The following is a 14394-nucleotide window of genomic DNA, read 5'->3' as shown; positions in this document are numbered from 1 at the left end:
AGGTGATCCATGGTGTCCATGTCGGTCCCGACGTCGTCCACGAAAGCGGAGATCATCCGCGCCGCCGAGCGCCTCTTCGCGCAGCACGGCATCGACGGGGTGTCGCTCCGCCAGATCGGCGCCGAGGCCGGCAACGGGAACAAGTCGGCCGTCCAGTACCACTTCGGGACGAAGGAGCGCCTGCTCCAGGCGATCTGCGAGCATCGCCTGCCCGACATCCACGAACGGCGCCGGATCCTCGTCGCCCAGCACCGCCCGCGCGACCTGCGGACGTGGGTCGAATGCTACGTGCTCCCGCTCCTGGAGCAGGGCGAACGGGAAGGCAGCCGGTACCTCACCTTCCTCACCATGCTGCGGCACCACAACCGCCAGGACGTGTTCGAGCGGCTGCCCGAGGAGTTCCGGGCGTCGACGCACGAGTTCGGCGAGCGCGTCGCGGCGCTGCTTCCGCACCTCCCCGAGCCGCTGCGGCTGCACCGCATCGGCCAGGTCGTGTCCTTCGGCGTCGACGCCGCGTCCGACCGTGAACGGGCCCAGGTGAACGGCTACCCGGTCGTGCCGTTCGCGCTGCACGTCGCGGACCTGCTCGACGGCCTCATCGGGTTCCTCCAGGCTCCGGCGTCGCCGGCGGCGCTCGCAGCCCTGGAGGACGCACCGCCCGTTACGACCTGGCCGCCGTATCTGTGACGACGGCCAGGCCGCCTCCCGGAATCGGCCGGCGGACTACCTGATGGTGACACCGGCGTCGACCTTGAATTCCAGGCCGGTGACGTGCCGGGACTCGTCGGAGACCAGGAACAGGACGGCGTTGCTCACGTCCCGTGCCTCGACCATCGGGACCGGGAGCGCGTTGGTGTAGATGGGCGCGAGGTCGGGGCGCTGCTCGGCGAGCAGCCCGTGCAGCGAAGCAGGCGCCATGCCGGTCGCCACGCCGGTGGGATGGACGGTGTTGACGCGGATGCTCTGCGCCGCCAGCTCGTTGGCCAGCGCCTGGCTCATCCCGACCACGCCGTGCTTGGACGCGGTGTAGGGCGTCGTGAGCGGGCTTCCCTTGATGCCGGCGGCGGAACTGATGTTGACCAGGCTGCCGCCGTGCCCGACCAGGTGCGGGATCGCGGCGACGCAGGTGTTCCACGAGCCGATGAGGTTGGTGTCGAGCACGAGGCGCCACTGCTCGGGCGTGGTGGTGTCCCAGGTCCCCGCGGTGAGCACGCCCGCGTTGGCGACCGAGGCGTCCAGGCCGCCGAGTTCGGCCGCACCGTCGGCGACGGCCTTGCGCATCGCCGCGGCGTCGCGCACGTCGGCGACCTTCGCCACCGCGCGGCGGCCCTGATCGCGCACCAGGCGGGCGGTCTCTTCGAGGTCCTCCTTGGTGGACAGCGCGTACTCCAGGCCGGGCGGCGACTCGCACAGGTCGACCAGGACCAGGTCGGCGCCCTCCTCGGCCAGCCGCACCGCGTGACCGCGCCCCATGCCGCGCGCCGCCCCGGTGACCAGAACCCGCTTTCCCGCCACGCGTCCAGACATCGTCCCGCCCGTCCCGTCAGAGCTTGTTGCAGAAGCCGGCGTCGACGGGCATCGCCACGCCGGTGATGAACTTGGCCTGGTCGGAGGCGAGGAACGCGACGGCGTCGCTGATGTCGCCGGGTTCCAGCATGTCGATCGGCATCGGGTTCTGCAGGTGCGGTCCGCCGCCCTCGGGGTTCTGTTCGAGCCACTCGGTCATGCCCGGATTGACGGCCATCATCGTCCGGACCGCGGTCGGGTGCACCGTGTTGACCCTGATGCTGTGCGGCGCCAGCGCGTTGGCGAAGGTGCGCATCAGCCCCACCACGCCGTGCTTGGACGCGGCGTAGCCGACCCCGCCGCCCTGCGTGCCGCCGAAGCCGCGCAGCCCGGCGGTGGAGCTGGTGATGACGACCGAACCGCCGCGACCGCCCTCGATCAGGTGCGGCATCGCCGCCTTCACGGTGTTGAACGTCCCCGACAGGTTCACCCCGACGACGGCGTTCCAGTGCTCCAGCTCTTCCTCGATGGTCAGCTCGCGGAACGCCATCGGGGCGATGCCCGCGTTGGCGCAGACGATGTCGAGCCGGCCCAGCTCGGCCACGCCGGCGTCCAGCGCCGCCCGCAACCCGTGGAAGTCGCGCACGTCGGCGACGGTCCCGATCATGCGCCGGCCCTGCTCCTTGACCAGCGACTCCGTTTCGGCCAGCTCCTCCGGGCTGCCCATCGCATAGCTGTTGGCGGGGATGTCCGCGCAAATGTCGACGCCGATGATGTCCGCGCCCTCGCGGGCCAGGCGCACCGCGTGGCTGCGCCCCTGCCCGCGTGCCGCACCCGTGATGAAGGCGACCTTGCCGTCCAGTTGTCCCACTGCTTCTCGGCCCTTCCCGCTCCATGCCCGGCGCGCGGCGACGCGCTTGCGTGCTGCGTCGCGGCCGCTGATCGAACCGATCTTCCGCATTGCTATAACAAAAACTTCTTTGCGGTCAAGAGCCGGAGACGGTCCCGGGATCCGGTAGGTTGTGCTGCATGGCTCGTCCTGCGCCTGCGTCCACCCGCGCGGCGACGATCATCTCCTTCCTCACCGCGCATCCCCTGCAGGGCTTCACGATCAGCGAGCTCGTCCAGCACCTCGGGATGAACATCGCCTCGGCCCACGCCACGCTGGCCGTGCTGAGCGACTGCGGGTTCGTCCTGCGGGACCCCGTCCACCGCACGTACGCGCTGGGGCCGGCGCTGGCGGCGACGGGCTTCGCCGCCCTGGAGCGGCACCCGTCGATCGGTGCCGCCATCGCCCAGGCCGAAGTGCTCGCCGCCGAACTCGAATGCGAGACCGGCGTCACGGCCGCCGCCGGACGCGACATCGTCATCCTCGCCCAGCGGGGGCCGGAGCCGGCCATGTCGGGCATCGGCTATCCCGGCGACCGGTCGCCGTTGCTCGCCCCTATGGGCGCGCCGTTCCTGGCGTGGGCCGATGACGGAGCCGTCACCGCCTGGCTGGAGCGCGCCGCCGTCGGGCCGCCCCTCGACGCCCTCTACCGGCGCATCCTCGCCCAGGTGCGCGGCCACGGCTTCAGCGTCGCCACGTCCGCGATCGCGGCGCCGGCCGTGGTCGAGGCGATGAGCCGGCTGCGCGCCGAACCGACCGATGACGGCGCCGAGCAGAACCTCACCGAGGTCCTCCAGGCGACCGACGAGATGCTCGTGCTCTTCGACGGCCTTTCGGACTCGGACGAGATCGTGTTCAAGGCGATCGCCGCACCGGTCTTCGACCCGACCGGCCGCGCGCTGCTGGCGCTCAGCATCACCGGATCCGGGGAACCGGTCCGCGTCGACCGGGTCCTGGCCCTCGGCCGCCGGCTGGTCCGGGCGGCGGGAATCGCGACGCGCCGGTCCCGGGGCCGCGTACCGCGCCGCGACGCGCACCACGCCGGAACCGAGCCCGCCGACGCGCTCGGCGGCTGACCTCGGACCGCGCCGGTTTGACACCGGGAGCCGGCCAGGACGAGACGACCAAGACCACGCTGCCCGCGACCGGGCTGACCGCCGGGCAGGACGGCGCCCTACCGCCCTGGAGCGAGATCACCGGCCTCAGCCATGCCTCGGGCATCGGGGCCTACACCACCACCATCGCGCTGCCCGCCGGCTGGACCAGGTGCAACGGCGCCTACCTGGACCTCGGCCGGTTGCTGCGCCCTGGCTCCAACACCATCACCGTGACCGTTGCGACCACCCTCGACAACGCGGTCAAGGCCACCGGGGGAGCCACCTACCGCGCGCCCGATCAGCGAACCGGCCTGCTAGGGCCCGTCATCCTGACCCCGAACGCCGAATCCCCGCTGCGCTGAGACGGAGGAAAACCAGTTCCGCGAGCTTGCCCCGGCGCTCCCCGGGGTAACGCTTGCATGCCCCCCTCGACGTGACAGGGGAGGCGTTCGTGGCCGAGCAGACCGAGCGTGAGGGCGCGTGGGCCCAGCGGGCCGAGGCCGAGCTGCCCGCCCGCAGGCACCAGGAGGAGGTCGAGCGGCGTCTGGCCCACGGGCTGGACGCCGCTCCCACGATCGAGGACCGGACGATCCCGACGTTCGCCAGGGGCGAGATCCCGCACTTCGCCGGCGAGACCGGCACCTTCCTGAAGTGCCCGTATGTGGAGGACGTCCACGACGTGGGGGACGCGGAGGTGGCCGTGTTCGGCGTCCCGCTGGACGCCGGCGCGACCTACCGGCCGGGCACCCGGTTCGGCCCCCAGGGCATCCGCCGCTGCACCGGCCTGTTCGGCACCTACAGCTACGAACTCGGCGTCGATCTGCGCGAGCAGCTCAACATGGTCGACATCGGCGACGTGTTCACCATCCCCGGCAACCTGGAGAAGTCGTTCGACCAGATCAGCCAGGCGATGTCGCACGTGGTGGCGGAGGGGGTGTTCCCGGTCGTCCTGGGCGGCGACCACTCGATCGGCTTCCCGACCATCCGCGGGCTGACGCCCCATCTGGACGGCAACGTCGGCATCATCCACTTCGACCGGCACGTGGACACCCAGGAGACCGACCTCGACGAGCGCATGCACACCACCCCCTGGTTCCATGCCACCGACATCAAGAACGCTCCCGCCACGAACCTGGTCCAGATCGGCATCGGCGGCTGGCAGTCGCCGCGCGCGGGCGTCAAGGTGGGCCGGGAGCGCGGCACCACGGTCATCACGGTCGGGGACGTCGAACGCGTCGGTGTGGAGAAGGTCGCCGAGACGGCCCTGGAGATCGCCTGGAAGGGCGCCGAGGCCGTCTACCTCTCCTTCGACATCGACGTGATCGACGCCGGGTTCGTCCCGGGCACCGGCTGGCCGGAACCCGGCGGCCTGCTGCCCCGCGAGGCGCTCAACCTGGTGCGGATGGTCTCCGAACCGGGCCTGGCCGGAATCGAGGTCGTCGAGTGCTCCCCGCCCTACGACTGGGCCGAGACGACCTGCCTGCTGAGCAGCCGCATCGTCCTCGACAGCCTCGCCGTCCAGGTGCGCTCGGGCAAGCTGGGCCGCAAGCCCTCCACGTCCGGCCGGGACGCGTGGGGCCCTTACCCGCGTTGATCGTTCCGGGACGTCCGGGAGGCCTTCATGGGCGCGGCCAGGGGCGTCCGGAGAGGCGTTCGATGTCGGTGTTGAAGCGCCGCAGGTAGGCGGTGAAGGCGGCGATGTCCTCGTCGGTCCAGTCGGCCATGACCTTGTCGAGGCCGCTGATGATGGCGTCGCGCTCCTGGTCGAGCATGCCGGCGCCCTTGGCGGTGATGCGGAACTTGCGGGCGATGCCGCCCTCGGGGTCGGGGATGCGTTCGACGAGTCCCGAGCGCATCGCCGCGGCGGTCTGCCGGTTGAGGGTGGAGGAGTCGAGCCCGAACGCCTCGCTCAGTTCGCTGATGGACATCGGCCCCTGGATGCGGATGCGGCTGAGCAGGACGTAGGCGCTGCGGTCCAGCGCCCCCGACCGGTGGCGCAGCAACTCGTGCCGGCTGAGGAGCATCTGCTCGTACTCGAGCCGGTGCGTCGGCTTGGTCATGCTCGGTGCCTCCTGCTCATGCCGGGCCGCCGGGCGCACTTCGGGCGTGGCGGCGGCCTCGTCCATCATCCCACAGCATATGCATCAGGCATATGGCATGTATGATGCACTTTGAGTGCATGATGCATATGTCGCCCCCGATACGACGGACTCCATCACTGAGGAGCTTTCCCATGGTCGCCTCCCCATCCACGGCCTCTCCGCCCGCGAGCCGGGCGAGCGGCGTGGTCGCCACACTGGCGCTCGCCGGCGTGACCGCGTCGATCATGCAGACGCTGGTGACCCCGCTGCTGGCGGACCTGCCCGGGATCCTGCACACCTCCTCGTCCAACTCCGCCTGGGTGATCACCGCGACGCTGCTGGTGGCGGCGGTGTGCGTGCCGGTCTTCGGCCGGCTGGGCGACCTGGTGGGCAAGCGGCGGATGCTGCTGGTGTGCTCGGCTCCGCTGGTGGCGGGGTCGGTGGTGTGCGCGCTGTCGTCCTCGGTCGTCCCGATGATCATCGGACGGGGCCTGCAGGGCATGGGCATGGGCATGGTGCCGCTGGGCATCGCGCTGCTGCGCGACGTGGTCCCGCAGGAACGGCTCAGCCCCTCGATCGCGCTGGTCAGCGCGTCCATGGGCATCGGCGGCGGCCTCGGCCTGCCGATCGCCGCCGCGATCGCCCAGTACGCCAGCTGGCGCGTGCTGTTCTGGGGCTCGGCGGGCCTGGCCCTGGCCGTCGCGGTGCTGATCTTCCTGCTGATCCCCGACGTGCCCGCCGGCGCCCGGGGCGAACGCTTCGACGTCCCCGGCGCGGTCGGCCTGGGGATCGGGTTGGTGTGCCTGCTCCTCGCGGTCTCCAAGGGCGCCGACTGGGGCTGGGGCTCGGCCACCACGCTCGGCCTGTTCGCCGCCGCCGTCGTGGCGCTGCTGGCGTGGGGCGCCTGGGAACTGCGCACCCGGCAGCCGATCGTCGACCTGCGCAGCACCGCCCGTCCGCGGGTGCTGCTGACCAACCTGGCCTCGATCTTCGTCGGCGTCGGCATGTACTCGGCCATGCTGGTGATGCCGCAGCTGCTGCAGTTCCCCAAGGCCACCGGCTACGGACTGGGCCAGTCGATGCTCGCCGCCGGCCTGTGGATGGCCCCGGGCGGCGTGATGATGATGCTGGTCTCCCCGCTCGGCGGCAAGCTCACCAACGCCCGCGGGCCCAAGTTCACGCTGATCTCCGGGGTCCTGGTGCTGGCCGCCGGATACGGCGTCTCTCTGGCGCTGATGGGCTCGGCCTGGGGCATCATGCTCGCCCTCATGGTCATCAACAGCGGCGTCGGCCTGGCCTACGGCGCGATGCCCGCCCTGATCATGGGCTCGGTCCCGCTCTCGGAGACCGCCGCCGCCAACGGCTTCAACACCCTCATGCGCTCGCTGGGCACCTCGATCGGCGCCGCCGTCATGGGCGTGGTCCTGGCGCAGCTCACCACCACCATGGGCGGCCACACCCTGACCTCCGAGAACGGTTTCCGCACCGGCCTCCTGATCGGCTGCGGCATAGCCCTGCTCTCCGCCCTCGTCGCCGCCACCATCCCCGCCACCCGCCACGCGGCCAACAGCAACCCAACCCCAGAACCGACCACCGCCCCCGAGCAGGCCAAAATCAGCAAATGACCCGAAGCCCGAATCCCACCGGTCCGTTCACCGCACCCAGCGCTGTGAACGGACCGTTCTGGTTGAACGGGCGGTGCCCTCGGCCCGGAAAATGGAGCCGACCTGTGAACGTTCCGGACGCGGCTCTTGGCCCTGACGCGTGCGTTGATGCAGGTCAGGGGTGGCGCGCCCGGCAGGATTCGAACCCGCGACCGTCGGTTTAGAAGACCGATGCTCTATCCAGCTGAGCTACGGGCGCTCGGCGGCCCGGCGGGACGCCGGGACACAGTGTAAGGCGGAGCGTCCTCCGGCTCCACATCCATAACGGTGCCACCAAGGGACGCGGCGGTGGGCGCGGGGTCATATCTTGGGATGTTGTGGCGGTGGAGTACGAGGTGCCGCTCTCCGGCGGGGACGTGACGGAGGGCGTGGTGCGGGTGGGGGAGACGGTGCGCAGGCCGCTTCGGGCGCACAGTGCGGCGGTGCACGGGTTGCTGCGGCATCTGGAGCAGGCCGGCTTCGAGGGCGCGCCGCGTGTGCTCGGGGTGGACGGGCAGGGGCGGGAGATCCTCAGCTGGGTGCCGGGGGACGTGCCGCATCGGCCGTTGCCGGAGTACGCGGTGTCGGAGAACGCGCTGCGGGGTGTCGCATTGCTGTTGCGGCGGTACCACGACGCGGTGGCCTCCTATGGGGTGCCTGAGGACGGCTGGGATCGGGAGGCGTCCAATCTGGACGGGGCTCCGGAGCTGATCGGGCACTGCGATGTGACGCCGGAGAACGTGGTGTTCAGGGCGGGGGCGCCGGCGGCGCTGATCGATTTCGATCTGGCGCGGCCGACGACGCGGCTGTACGACGTGGTGACAGCGTTGCGGCACTGGGCGCCGATCGCCGATCCGGCGGACCGGGACGCGCTGCTCTACACGGCGGACGTCGCGCGCAGGGTGCGGGTCTTCTGCGACGCGTACGGGCTGGATCGGGAGCGGCGGCGGGACGTGCTGCCGGCGGCGCGGGTGCGGTTCGAGCGGTCGTATGCGGCGATGCGGGCGAGGGCGGCCAAAGGCGGAGGTTGGGCGCGGATCTGGCAGGGTGGGGCGGGCCCGCGGATCCGGCGGGCGCAGGACTGGTTGGAGCGTCACTGGGATGAGCTTGATGCGCGGCTCTGCTGAGGGGCTGGTTCTGGGGGTGGCGCTGGACGCGCTTCTCGGGGATCCGAGGAGGGGGCACCCGGTCGCCGGGTTCGGGCGGCTGGCGTCGAGGTTCGAGCGGCTGGCCTATCGGGATTCGCGGGTGGCGGGTGTTCTTTATGCCGGGGTTCTGGTGGGTGGTGCCGTGGCTTCGGGTGTGCTGATGGAGCGGGTGGCGAAGGGGCCTTGGCGGGTCGCTCTCACCGCGGGGGCCACGTGGGCGGTTCTGGGTGGGACGTCTTTGGGCCGCGAAGGGCTCGCCATGGAGCGGCTTCTGGAACACGGGGATCTGGACGGCGCGCGGGAGAGGCTTTCGCATCTGTGCGCGCGGGACCCCAAGGGTCTGGACGAGGCGGAATTGGCGCGGGCGACCGTTGAGTCGGTCGCGGAGAACACCTCCGACGCCGCGATAGCCCCGCTGGTCTGGGGAGCCGTCGGTGGCGTTCCCGGGCTGCTCGCTTATAGGGCGATAAACACGCTCGATGCGATGGTCGGATACCGGAACGCGCGCTATGAGCGGTTCGGATGGGCCGCGGCCCGGCTGGACGATGCGGCGAACTGGGTGCCGGCGCGGCTGACGGGAATGCTCGTCGTCCTGTGTGCGGGGCGGGACGCCTGGCGCGTTCTGCGCCGGGACGGGGCCAAGCATCCGAGCCCCAATGCGGGACGGTGCGAAGCCGCTTTCGCGGGAGCGCTCGGCGTCCGGCTCGGCGGGACGAACGCGTACGGGGGTTCGGTGGAGAAGCGCCCCGAAATGGGGGACGGGCGGGCTCCGGAGGTCCGCGACATCGGGCGGGCGGTGCGGTTGTCGGCGGCGGTGACGTTCGCGGCGGCGGCGCTGGTGTGGGGTGCGCGGTGAGCGGTCTGCTGGTCGCGGGGACGACGTCCGACGCGGGCAAGAGCGTGGTGACCGCCGGGCTGTGCCGGTGGCTGGCGCGGCGGGGCGTGAAGGTGGCGCCGTTCAAGGCGCAGAACATGTCGCTGAACTCGATGGTGACCGCGGACGGCGCCGAGATCGGGCGGGCGCAGTACATGCAGGCGCAGGCGGCCGGGGTGGAGCCGCGCGCGGTGATGAACCCGGTGCTGCTGAAGCCGGGGAGCGACCGGCGCAGCCAGGTCGTGGTGCTGGGGCGGCCGGTCGCCGAGGTGGACGCGCTCCAGTACGGCGACCACAAGGAATGGCTCCGTACGGTCGTGAAGGAGAGCCTGGAGGAGCTCCGGAGCGAATACGACGTGGTGGTCTGCGAGGGTGCGGGGAGCCCGGCCGAGATCAACCTGCGGGCCGGGGACATCGTCAACATGGGTCTGGCGAGAATGGCGGACCTGCCCGTCGTCGTGGTCGGCGACATCGACCGCGGCGGGGTGTTCGCCTCCCTGTTCGGCACGGTCGCCCTTCTGGAGCCGGCCGATCAGGCGCTCATCGCCGGATTCGTCATCAACAAGTTCCGCGGCGCCAAGGAACTGCTGGAGCCGGGGCTCGAACAGTTGAGAAAGCTGACCGGACGTCCCGTGCTCGGCGTCCTGCCCTGGACGCTCGGGCTGTATCTGGATTCCGAGGACACGCTCGCGCTGGACGCGCCGCGTCCCGACGCGAGAGGCCCGTACGGGAGGCAGACGCTGCGGGTGGCGGTCGTCCGTTTCCCGCGCATCTCGAACTTCACCGACCTGGACGCGCTGGCCTGCGAACCGGGCGTCGTGGTGCGCTATGCCGCGAGCGCCGGAGACCTGGCGGAGGCCGATCTGGTGGTGCTTCCGGGGACGCGGGCGACGGTCAGCGATCTGGCCTGGCTGCGCGAGCGCGGAATGGCCGACGAGATTCTGCGGCGGGCCCGGGAGAGGCTTCCGGTGCTCGGCATCTGCGGCGGCCACCAGATGCTCGCCCGCGAGATCGTGGACGGCGTCGAATCGAAGACCGAACGCGTCGAAGGGCTCGGGCTGTTGCCCACGCGGGTCGCTTTCGAGGGGAACAAGACGCTCGGACGGCCACGGGGCAGCGCGTACGGCGAGGACGTCGAGGCCTATGAGATCCACCACGGAATCGTGACCGTGGAAGACGGCGAGCCATTCCTGGACGGCTGCCGGGTAGGCGCCGTATGGGGGATGACGTGGCACGGTGCCATGGAGAACGACGGATTCAGGCGGGCCTTCCTGAAGGACGTCGCGGAAACGGCCGGACGGGATTTCACCCCCGCCCCCGATGTGGGGTTCGCCGCGCTGCGCGAGGCGACGATGGACGCGCTCGGCGATCTCGTCGAAGAGCATCTCGACACCGACGCCGTGTGGCGGCTCATCGAGAAGGGCGCGCCGAAGGATCTGCCGGTGGTGCCGCCGGGCGGTGCCCCGGCTATTTGATGAGCCCCTGGTCGCGCATCCAGTCGCGGGCGACGAAGACCGGGTCGTCGCCGTTCACGTCGACCTTGCTGTTGAGGCTCCGCATGACGGTCGTCGTGAGCTTCGGGCTTATCTTCGCGAAGAGGGCCGTGAGTTCGGGATGCGCGCGCAGCACCGATTCGCGGACGGTGATGGCCGGGTTGTAGTTCGGGAAGAAGTGCTTGCTGTCGCTGAGCACGTGCAGGTGCAGCGCCTCGATGCGGCCGTCGGTGGTGAACACCTCGCCGAAGGTGCATTTCCCGCCGGAGGTGGCGTTGTAGACGACGCCGGACGACATCTGCCGGACGTTCGTGGCGGGGACGCTCGACCCGTAGGAGAGCCCGTACGCCTTGAGCATTCCGCGCAGCCCGTCATTGCGGGTGAAGAATTCGGGATCGACGCAGAACGTCCGCTGCCCCGCCGGGACCTTCCTCATGTCGGAGAGGTCCGACAGCCCGTACTTCTTCTGGGTCGCGGTCGTCACGGCCATCGCGTAGGTGTTGTTGAGCGGAGCCGGAGGCGCCAGCCACGCGATGTGGTTGCGCTTCAGGTCCAGGTCGCGGACGGCCTCGAACTGCTTCTGCGGGTCCGCGATCGGGTTCTCCTCGCCGAGGTAGGTGATCCAGCCGGTGCCGGTGTACTCCCAGGCGAGGTCGTTGTCGCCGCTGGTGATGGACTTGCGGGCGGTGACGCTGCCCTGCACGTTGGTGTGGTCCTCGGCGTTCGCGCCGGCGGCGGTCAGCGCCAGCACCGCGATCTTGCCGAGGATGATCTGCTCGGTGAACTCCTTGGAGGTGACCCGGATCGTCGCGTCCTTCAGGTCAGGGATCGGGCGGATGCCGGCGGGCTCGATGTGCGGGATGAACGCCGACGCCGGCTTCAGCCCGCACCCGGTGAGCGCGAGCGTCGGCACCAGCGCCGCCGCGAGGAACCTCCGCCGCATCACAGCCCCTTCGGCGCCAGCAGCCGGGTCGCCATCCCGCCGAGCCAGTCGACCAGCAGGGCGAGCAGGGCGATGAGGACGCAGCCGGTGAGCAGTACGGGGGTGCGCTGCGTGCTGACGCCGCTGGTGATCAGGTCGCCGAGCCCGCCGCCGCTGATGAACGCGGCGATGCTGGCCGTCCCGACCATCAGCACGAGCGTGGTGCGGATGCCGGCGAGGATGACCGGCGCGGCCAGCGGGAGCTCGACGCGGCGCAGCACCGTCGCCGGCGACATCCCGATGCCCCGGCCGGCGTCGGTGAGGGTCGGGTCGACCTGCTGGAGCCCGACCATGGTGTTGCGGAGCGCGGGCAGCACGCCGTAGGCGACGAGCGCGACGACGGCCGTCCAGAAGCCGATGCCCCAGATGACGGCGAGCAGCACCACCACGCCGATCGCGGGCGCGGACTGCCCGATGTTGGCTATCGCCAGCACGACCGGTGTGGCGGGACGCGCCCACGTGCGGCTGAGCAGCACGCCGAGCGGGATCGCGATGACCAGGACGACGAGCGTGGACACGACGGTCAGCTCGATGTGCTCCCACGTCTTCTGCGTGACGTAGCGCGGCGCGAGGCTGCGGCGGGCGATGCTGTCGAGGTCGGAGTTCTCCACGTACAGCATCCACGCGGCGCCGATCGCGATGATGACGACCGGTTCGAGCACGGACCGCCAGGACCGCCCGGTCGGGGTGTGCAGCGACTCCCGCGGCTCCCCGGCGGCGTTCGGGTTCTCGGGCGGGGCCTTCCCGGACGGCGCCGGGGTGGCGGGCGGCGCGCTCACGAGGGCCGCCGGGGCCTGCGCGCGCGGTCCTTCATGTCCCTGATCGCGTTCTGCAGGGTGCCGAGGGTGACCGTGCCGCGGTAGACGCCGCGCGGCCCGACGACCGGCACCCATTCGTGCTCGATCTGGATCAGCGACTCCAGGGCCTGCTGGAGCGTGGCGCGGGCCCGGATCGGCGGCGCGACGTCCATGCCGCGCTCGCCGATCGGCCCGGTGACGCCGTCGAGGTCGTCGGGATGGGCCCAGCGGACGGGCCGGTCCCGCTCGTCCAGCACGATCGCGAAGCCGATCTCGCTGCCCTCGATCCGGCGCCGGACGGCGTCCGCGTCGTCGCCGGTGCGGGCCTCCGGCACGTGCTGCAGCGGGACGTCCGCGACCCGGCTGGACTGCAGCAGCCGCATCGCCTGCCCGCCGCCGAGGAACTGCTCGACGTAGTCGTCGGCGGGGTTCAGCAGGATCTCCTGCGGGGTGGCGTACTGCGCGACGCGCGAGCCCTTGTCGAGGATCGCGATGCGGTCGCCGAGCTTGAGCGCCTCGTCGATGTCGTGGGTGACGAACACGATGGTCTTGCCGAGCTCGTCCTGCAGCCGCAGCAGCGAGTCCTGCAGGTTCCCGCGGGTGATCGGGTCGAGGGCGCCGAACGGCTCGTCCATCAGCATGGCGGGCGGGTCGGCGGCGAGCGCGCGGGCGACGCCGATGCGCTGCTGCTGGCCGCCGGACAGCTCGCGCGGGTACCGGCCGCGGTACTCCGCGGGATCGAGGTCGACGAGTTCGAGCAGCTCGTCGACGCGGGCCGCGATGCGCTTCTTGTCCCATTTCAGCATCTGCGGGACGAGCCCGACGTTCGTCGCGACCGTCATGTGCGGGAACAGCCCGGCGTTCTGGATGACGTAGCCGATGTGCCGGCGCAGCTCGGTCGGGTCGAGCCCCATCGCGTCCTGCCCGGCCACGATGATCTTCCCGGAGGTCGGCTCGATCAGCCGGTTGATCAGCCGCATCATCGTCGTCTTGCCGCTGCCGGACGGGCCGAGCAGCACCACGATCTCGCCGCCGCGGATCGTCATCGTGACGTCGTCGACGGCGGGCGTGCCCTGCCCCGGATACCGCTTGGTGACGTTGATCAGCCGGATGCCGCCGCGCCCGACGCCGTCCTGCTCGTCCGCGGTCCCGGCCGTCGCGCCGGCCGCCCGCACCTCGTCAGACACGGATGCCCCGCGGGGTGGTGAACCGCCCGACCAGCACGAAGCAGCCGTCGAACAGCAGCGCCAGGATGATGATCAGCACCGTCCCGGCGAGCGTCATGTTGATCGCGTTGGCGCCGCCGAGCCGGGCCAGGCCGGAGAAGATCTGCTCGCCGAGGCCGGGGCCGGACACGTAGGCGGCGATCGCGCCGATCCCCATGGCGAGCTGGGTGCTCACCCGGACGCCGGTGAGGATCACCGGCCAGGCCAGCGGCAGCTCGATGCGCAGCAGGATCGCGCTGCGGGTCATCCCGATGCCGCGCGCCGCGTCCACCAGCGTCCGGTCGACGCCGGCGAGCCCGACGATCGTGTTCCGCACGATCGGCAGCAGCGAGTACAGGGTCAGCGCGACCACGCTCGGCGCCACGCCCAGCCCCAGCGGCGTGATCAGCAGGCCGAGCAGCGCCAGCGACGGCACCGTGAAGACGACCCCGGCGGTGCTGGTGGCCAGCGCGGACAGCCGCCCGCTGCGGTAGACGGCCAGCCCGATCACCAGCCCGATCACCAGCGCGGCCAGGACGCACTGGAAGACCATGCTGGCGTGCTGCCACGTCTCGAACTGCAGCCGCTCGCGCCGGCTGTCCAGGTACTCCCAGAAGTTCACGTTCCCCCCGGAACGATCACTACCCACCGCAGTCGATCGATCACACATCACCTCCGC

15 protein-coding genes and 1 tRNA gene are annotated in these 14394 nt (G+C 71.1%); 8 read left to right on the top strand and 8 right to left on the bottom strand.

The window, feature by feature from the left end; all coding sequences use genetic code 11:
- The first annotated feature begins 9 nt into the window (after window positions 1–9).
- On the top strand, window positions 10–687 hold the full coding sequence (locus ABD296_RS04685; RefSeq protein WP_344261796.1) for a TetR/AcrR family transcriptional regulator: 678 nt from the start codon (window positions 10–12) through the stop codon (window positions 685–687).
- A gap of 36 nt (window positions 688–723) precedes the next feature.
- On the opposite strand, the gene ABD296_RS04680 is transcribed toward ABD296_RS04685, so the two are convergent.
- Window positions 724–1527: a mycofactocin-coupled SDR family oxidoreductase gene (locus ABD296_RS04680; RefSeq protein WP_344261794.1), complete on the bottom strand. Its 804-nt coding sequence runs from the start codon at window positions 1525–1527 to the stop codon at window positions 724–726.
- Between the two features lie 16 nt (window positions 1528–1543).
- Window positions 1544–2377: a mycofactocin-coupled SDR family oxidoreductase gene (locus tag ABD296_RS04675; protein ID WP_344261792.1), complete on the bottom strand. Its 834-nt coding sequence runs from the start codon at window positions 2375–2377 to the stop codon at window positions 1544–1546.
- A 158-nt stretch (window positions 2378–2535) separates the two neighbouring features.
- Between ABD296_RS04675 and ABD296_RS04670 the strand changes: the two genes are divergently transcribed.
- From ABD296_RS04670 to ABD296_RS04660, 3 genes are all read left to right on the top strand, one after another.
- On the top strand, window positions 2536–3471 hold the full coding sequence (locus ABD296_RS04670; RefSeq protein ID WP_344261790.1) for a helix-turn-helix domain-containing protein: 936 nt from the start codon (window positions 2536–2538) through the stop codon (window positions 3469–3471).
- Window positions 3472–3488: 17 nt separating this feature from the next.
- Window positions 3489–3854: a hypothetical protein gene (locus ABD296_RS04665; RefSeq protein WP_344261788.1), complete on the top strand. Its 366-nt coding sequence runs from the start codon at window positions 3489–3491 to the stop codon at window positions 3852–3854.
- A gap of 89 nt (window positions 3855–3943) precedes the next feature.
- Entirely contained in the window at window positions 3944–5086 is a 1143-nt protein-coding gene (locus ABD296_RS04660; RefSeq protein ID WP_344261786.1) for an agmatinase family protein, read from the top strand.
- Between the two features lie 25 nt (window positions 5087–5111).
- On the opposite strand, the gene ABD296_RS04655 is transcribed toward ABD296_RS04660, so the two are convergent.
- Window positions 5112–5552, bottom strand: coding sequence for a MarR family winged helix-turn-helix transcriptional regulator (locus ABD296_RS04655; RefSeq protein WP_344261784.1), 441 nt, complete (start codon window positions 5550–5552; stop codon window positions 5112–5114).
- Between the two features lie 173 nt (window positions 5553–5725).
- Here ABD296_RS04655 and ABD296_RS04650 point away from each other — a divergent pair, with 173 nt between their 5' ends.
- Entirely contained in the window at window positions 5726–7198 is a 1473-nt protein-coding gene (locus ABD296_RS04650) for an MFS transporter (RefSeq protein ID WP_344261782.1), read from the top strand.
- 161 nt (window positions 7199–7359) lie between these two features.
- Here ABD296_RS04650 and ABD296_RS04645 read toward each other — a convergent pair.
- Window positions 7360–7436: transfer RNA gene (locus ABD296_RS04645), tRNA-Arg, on the bottom strand.
- Between the two features lie 118 nt (window positions 7437–7554).
- Between ABD296_RS04645 and ABD296_RS04640 the strand changes: the two genes are divergently transcribed.
- The 3 genes from ABD296_RS04640 to ABD296_RS04630 are packed head-to-tail and all read left to right on the top strand — an operon-like array spanning window position 7555 to window position 10713.
- Window positions 7555–8343: an aminoglycoside phosphotransferase family protein gene (locus ABD296_RS04640; RefSeq protein WP_344261780.1), complete on the top strand. Its 789-nt coding sequence runs from the start codon at window positions 7555–7557 to the stop codon at window positions 8341–8343.
- Window positions 8318–9220, top strand: a complete 903-nt coding sequence (locus ABD296_RS04635) for a cobalamin biosynthesis protein (protein WP_344261778.1) — start codon at window positions 8318–8320, stop codon at window positions 9218–9220. The genes ABD296_RS04640 and ABD296_RS04635 overlap by 26 nt, the downstream gene beginning before the upstream one ends.
- Window positions 9217–10713 carry a cobyric acid synthase gene (locus ABD296_RS04630; protein ID WP_344261776.1) on the top strand — a complete coding sequence of 499 codons (1497 nt, stop codon included), beginning with the start codon at window positions 9217–9219 and terminating at the stop codon, window positions 10711–10713. Before ABD296_RS04635 ends, ABD296_RS04630 begins: the two co-directional genes overlap by 4 nt.
- On the opposite strand, the gene ABD296_RS04625 is transcribed toward ABD296_RS04630, so the two are convergent.
- Genes ABD296_RS04625 through ABD296_RS04610 form a run of 4 tightly spaced genes read right to left on the bottom strand, consistent with a single transcriptional unit; the run spans window position 10706 to window position 14337 of the window.
- Window positions 10706–11674: a glycine betaine ABC transporter substrate-binding protein gene (locus ABD296_RS04625; protein ID WP_344261774.1), complete on the bottom strand. Its 969-nt coding sequence runs from the start codon at window positions 11672–11674 to the stop codon at window positions 10706–10708. The genes ABD296_RS04630 and ABD296_RS04625 overlap by 8 nt on opposite strands.
- Entirely contained in the window at window positions 11674–12492 is an 819-nt protein-coding gene (locus ABD296_RS04620) for an ABC transporter permease (RefSeq protein WP_344261772.1), read from the bottom strand. Before ABD296_RS04620 ends, ABD296_RS04625 begins: the two co-directional genes overlap by 1 nt.
- Window positions 12489–13697 carry an ABC transporter ATP-binding protein gene (locus tag ABD296_RS04615; RefSeq protein ID WP_344261771.1) on the bottom strand — a complete coding sequence of 403 codons (1209 nt, stop codon included), beginning with the start codon at window positions 13695–13697 and terminating at the stop codon, window positions 12489–12491. The genes ABD296_RS04620 and ABD296_RS04615 overlap by 4 nt, the downstream gene beginning before the upstream one ends.
- The gene (locus ABD296_RS04610; RefSeq protein ID WP_344261770.1) at window positions 13690–14337 is read right to left on the bottom strand and encodes an ABC transporter permease; all 648 of its coding nucleotides are present in this window, start codon (window positions 14335–14337) and stop codon (window positions 13690–13692) included. Before ABD296_RS04610 ends, ABD296_RS04615 begins: the two co-directional genes overlap by 8 nt.
- Window positions 14338–14394: the final 57 nt, after the last annotated feature.

The sequence above is a fragment of the Actinomadura napierensis genome (assembly GCF_039529375.1).
Lineage (GTDB): Bacteria > Actinomycetota > Actinomycetes > Streptosporangiales > Streptosporangiaceae > Spirillospora > Spirillospora napierensis.
This window is presented reverse-complemented; position numbering and strand designations above follow the sequence as displayed.

What these genes read in the sequence shown, in the direction of transcription:
- ABD296_RS04685 (WP_344261796.1), top strand. Translation starts at nt 10, where the DNA reads ATGGTGTCCATGTCGGTCCCGACGTCGTCCACGAAAGCGGAGATCATC.
- ABD296_RS04680 (WP_344261794.1), bottom strand. Translation starts at nt 1,527, where the DNA reads ATGTCTGGACGCGTGGCGGGAAAGCGGGTTCTGGTCACCGGGGCGGCG.
- ABD296_RS04670 (WP_344261790.1), top strand. Translation starts at nt 2,536, where the DNA reads ATGGCTCGTCCTGCGCCTGCGTCCACCCGCGCGGCGACGATCATCTCC.
- ABD296_RS04655 (WP_344261784.1), bottom strand. Translation starts at nt 5,552, where the DNA reads ATGACCAAGCCGACGCACCGGCTCGAGTACGAGCAGATGCTCCTCAGC.
- ABD296_RS04650 (WP_344261782.1), top strand. Translation starts at nt 5,726, where the DNA reads ATGGTCGCCTCCCCATCCACGGCCTCTCCGCCCGCGAGCCGGGCGAGC.
- ABD296_RS04635 (WP_344261778.1), top strand. Translation starts at nt 8,318, where the DNA reads ATGAGCTTGATGCGCGGCTCTGCTGAGGGGCTGGTTCTGGGGGTGGCG.
- ABD296_RS04625 (WP_344261774.1), bottom strand. Translation starts at nt 11,674, where the DNA reads ATGCGGCGGAGGTTCCTCGCGGCGGCGCTGGTGCCGACGCTCGCGCTC.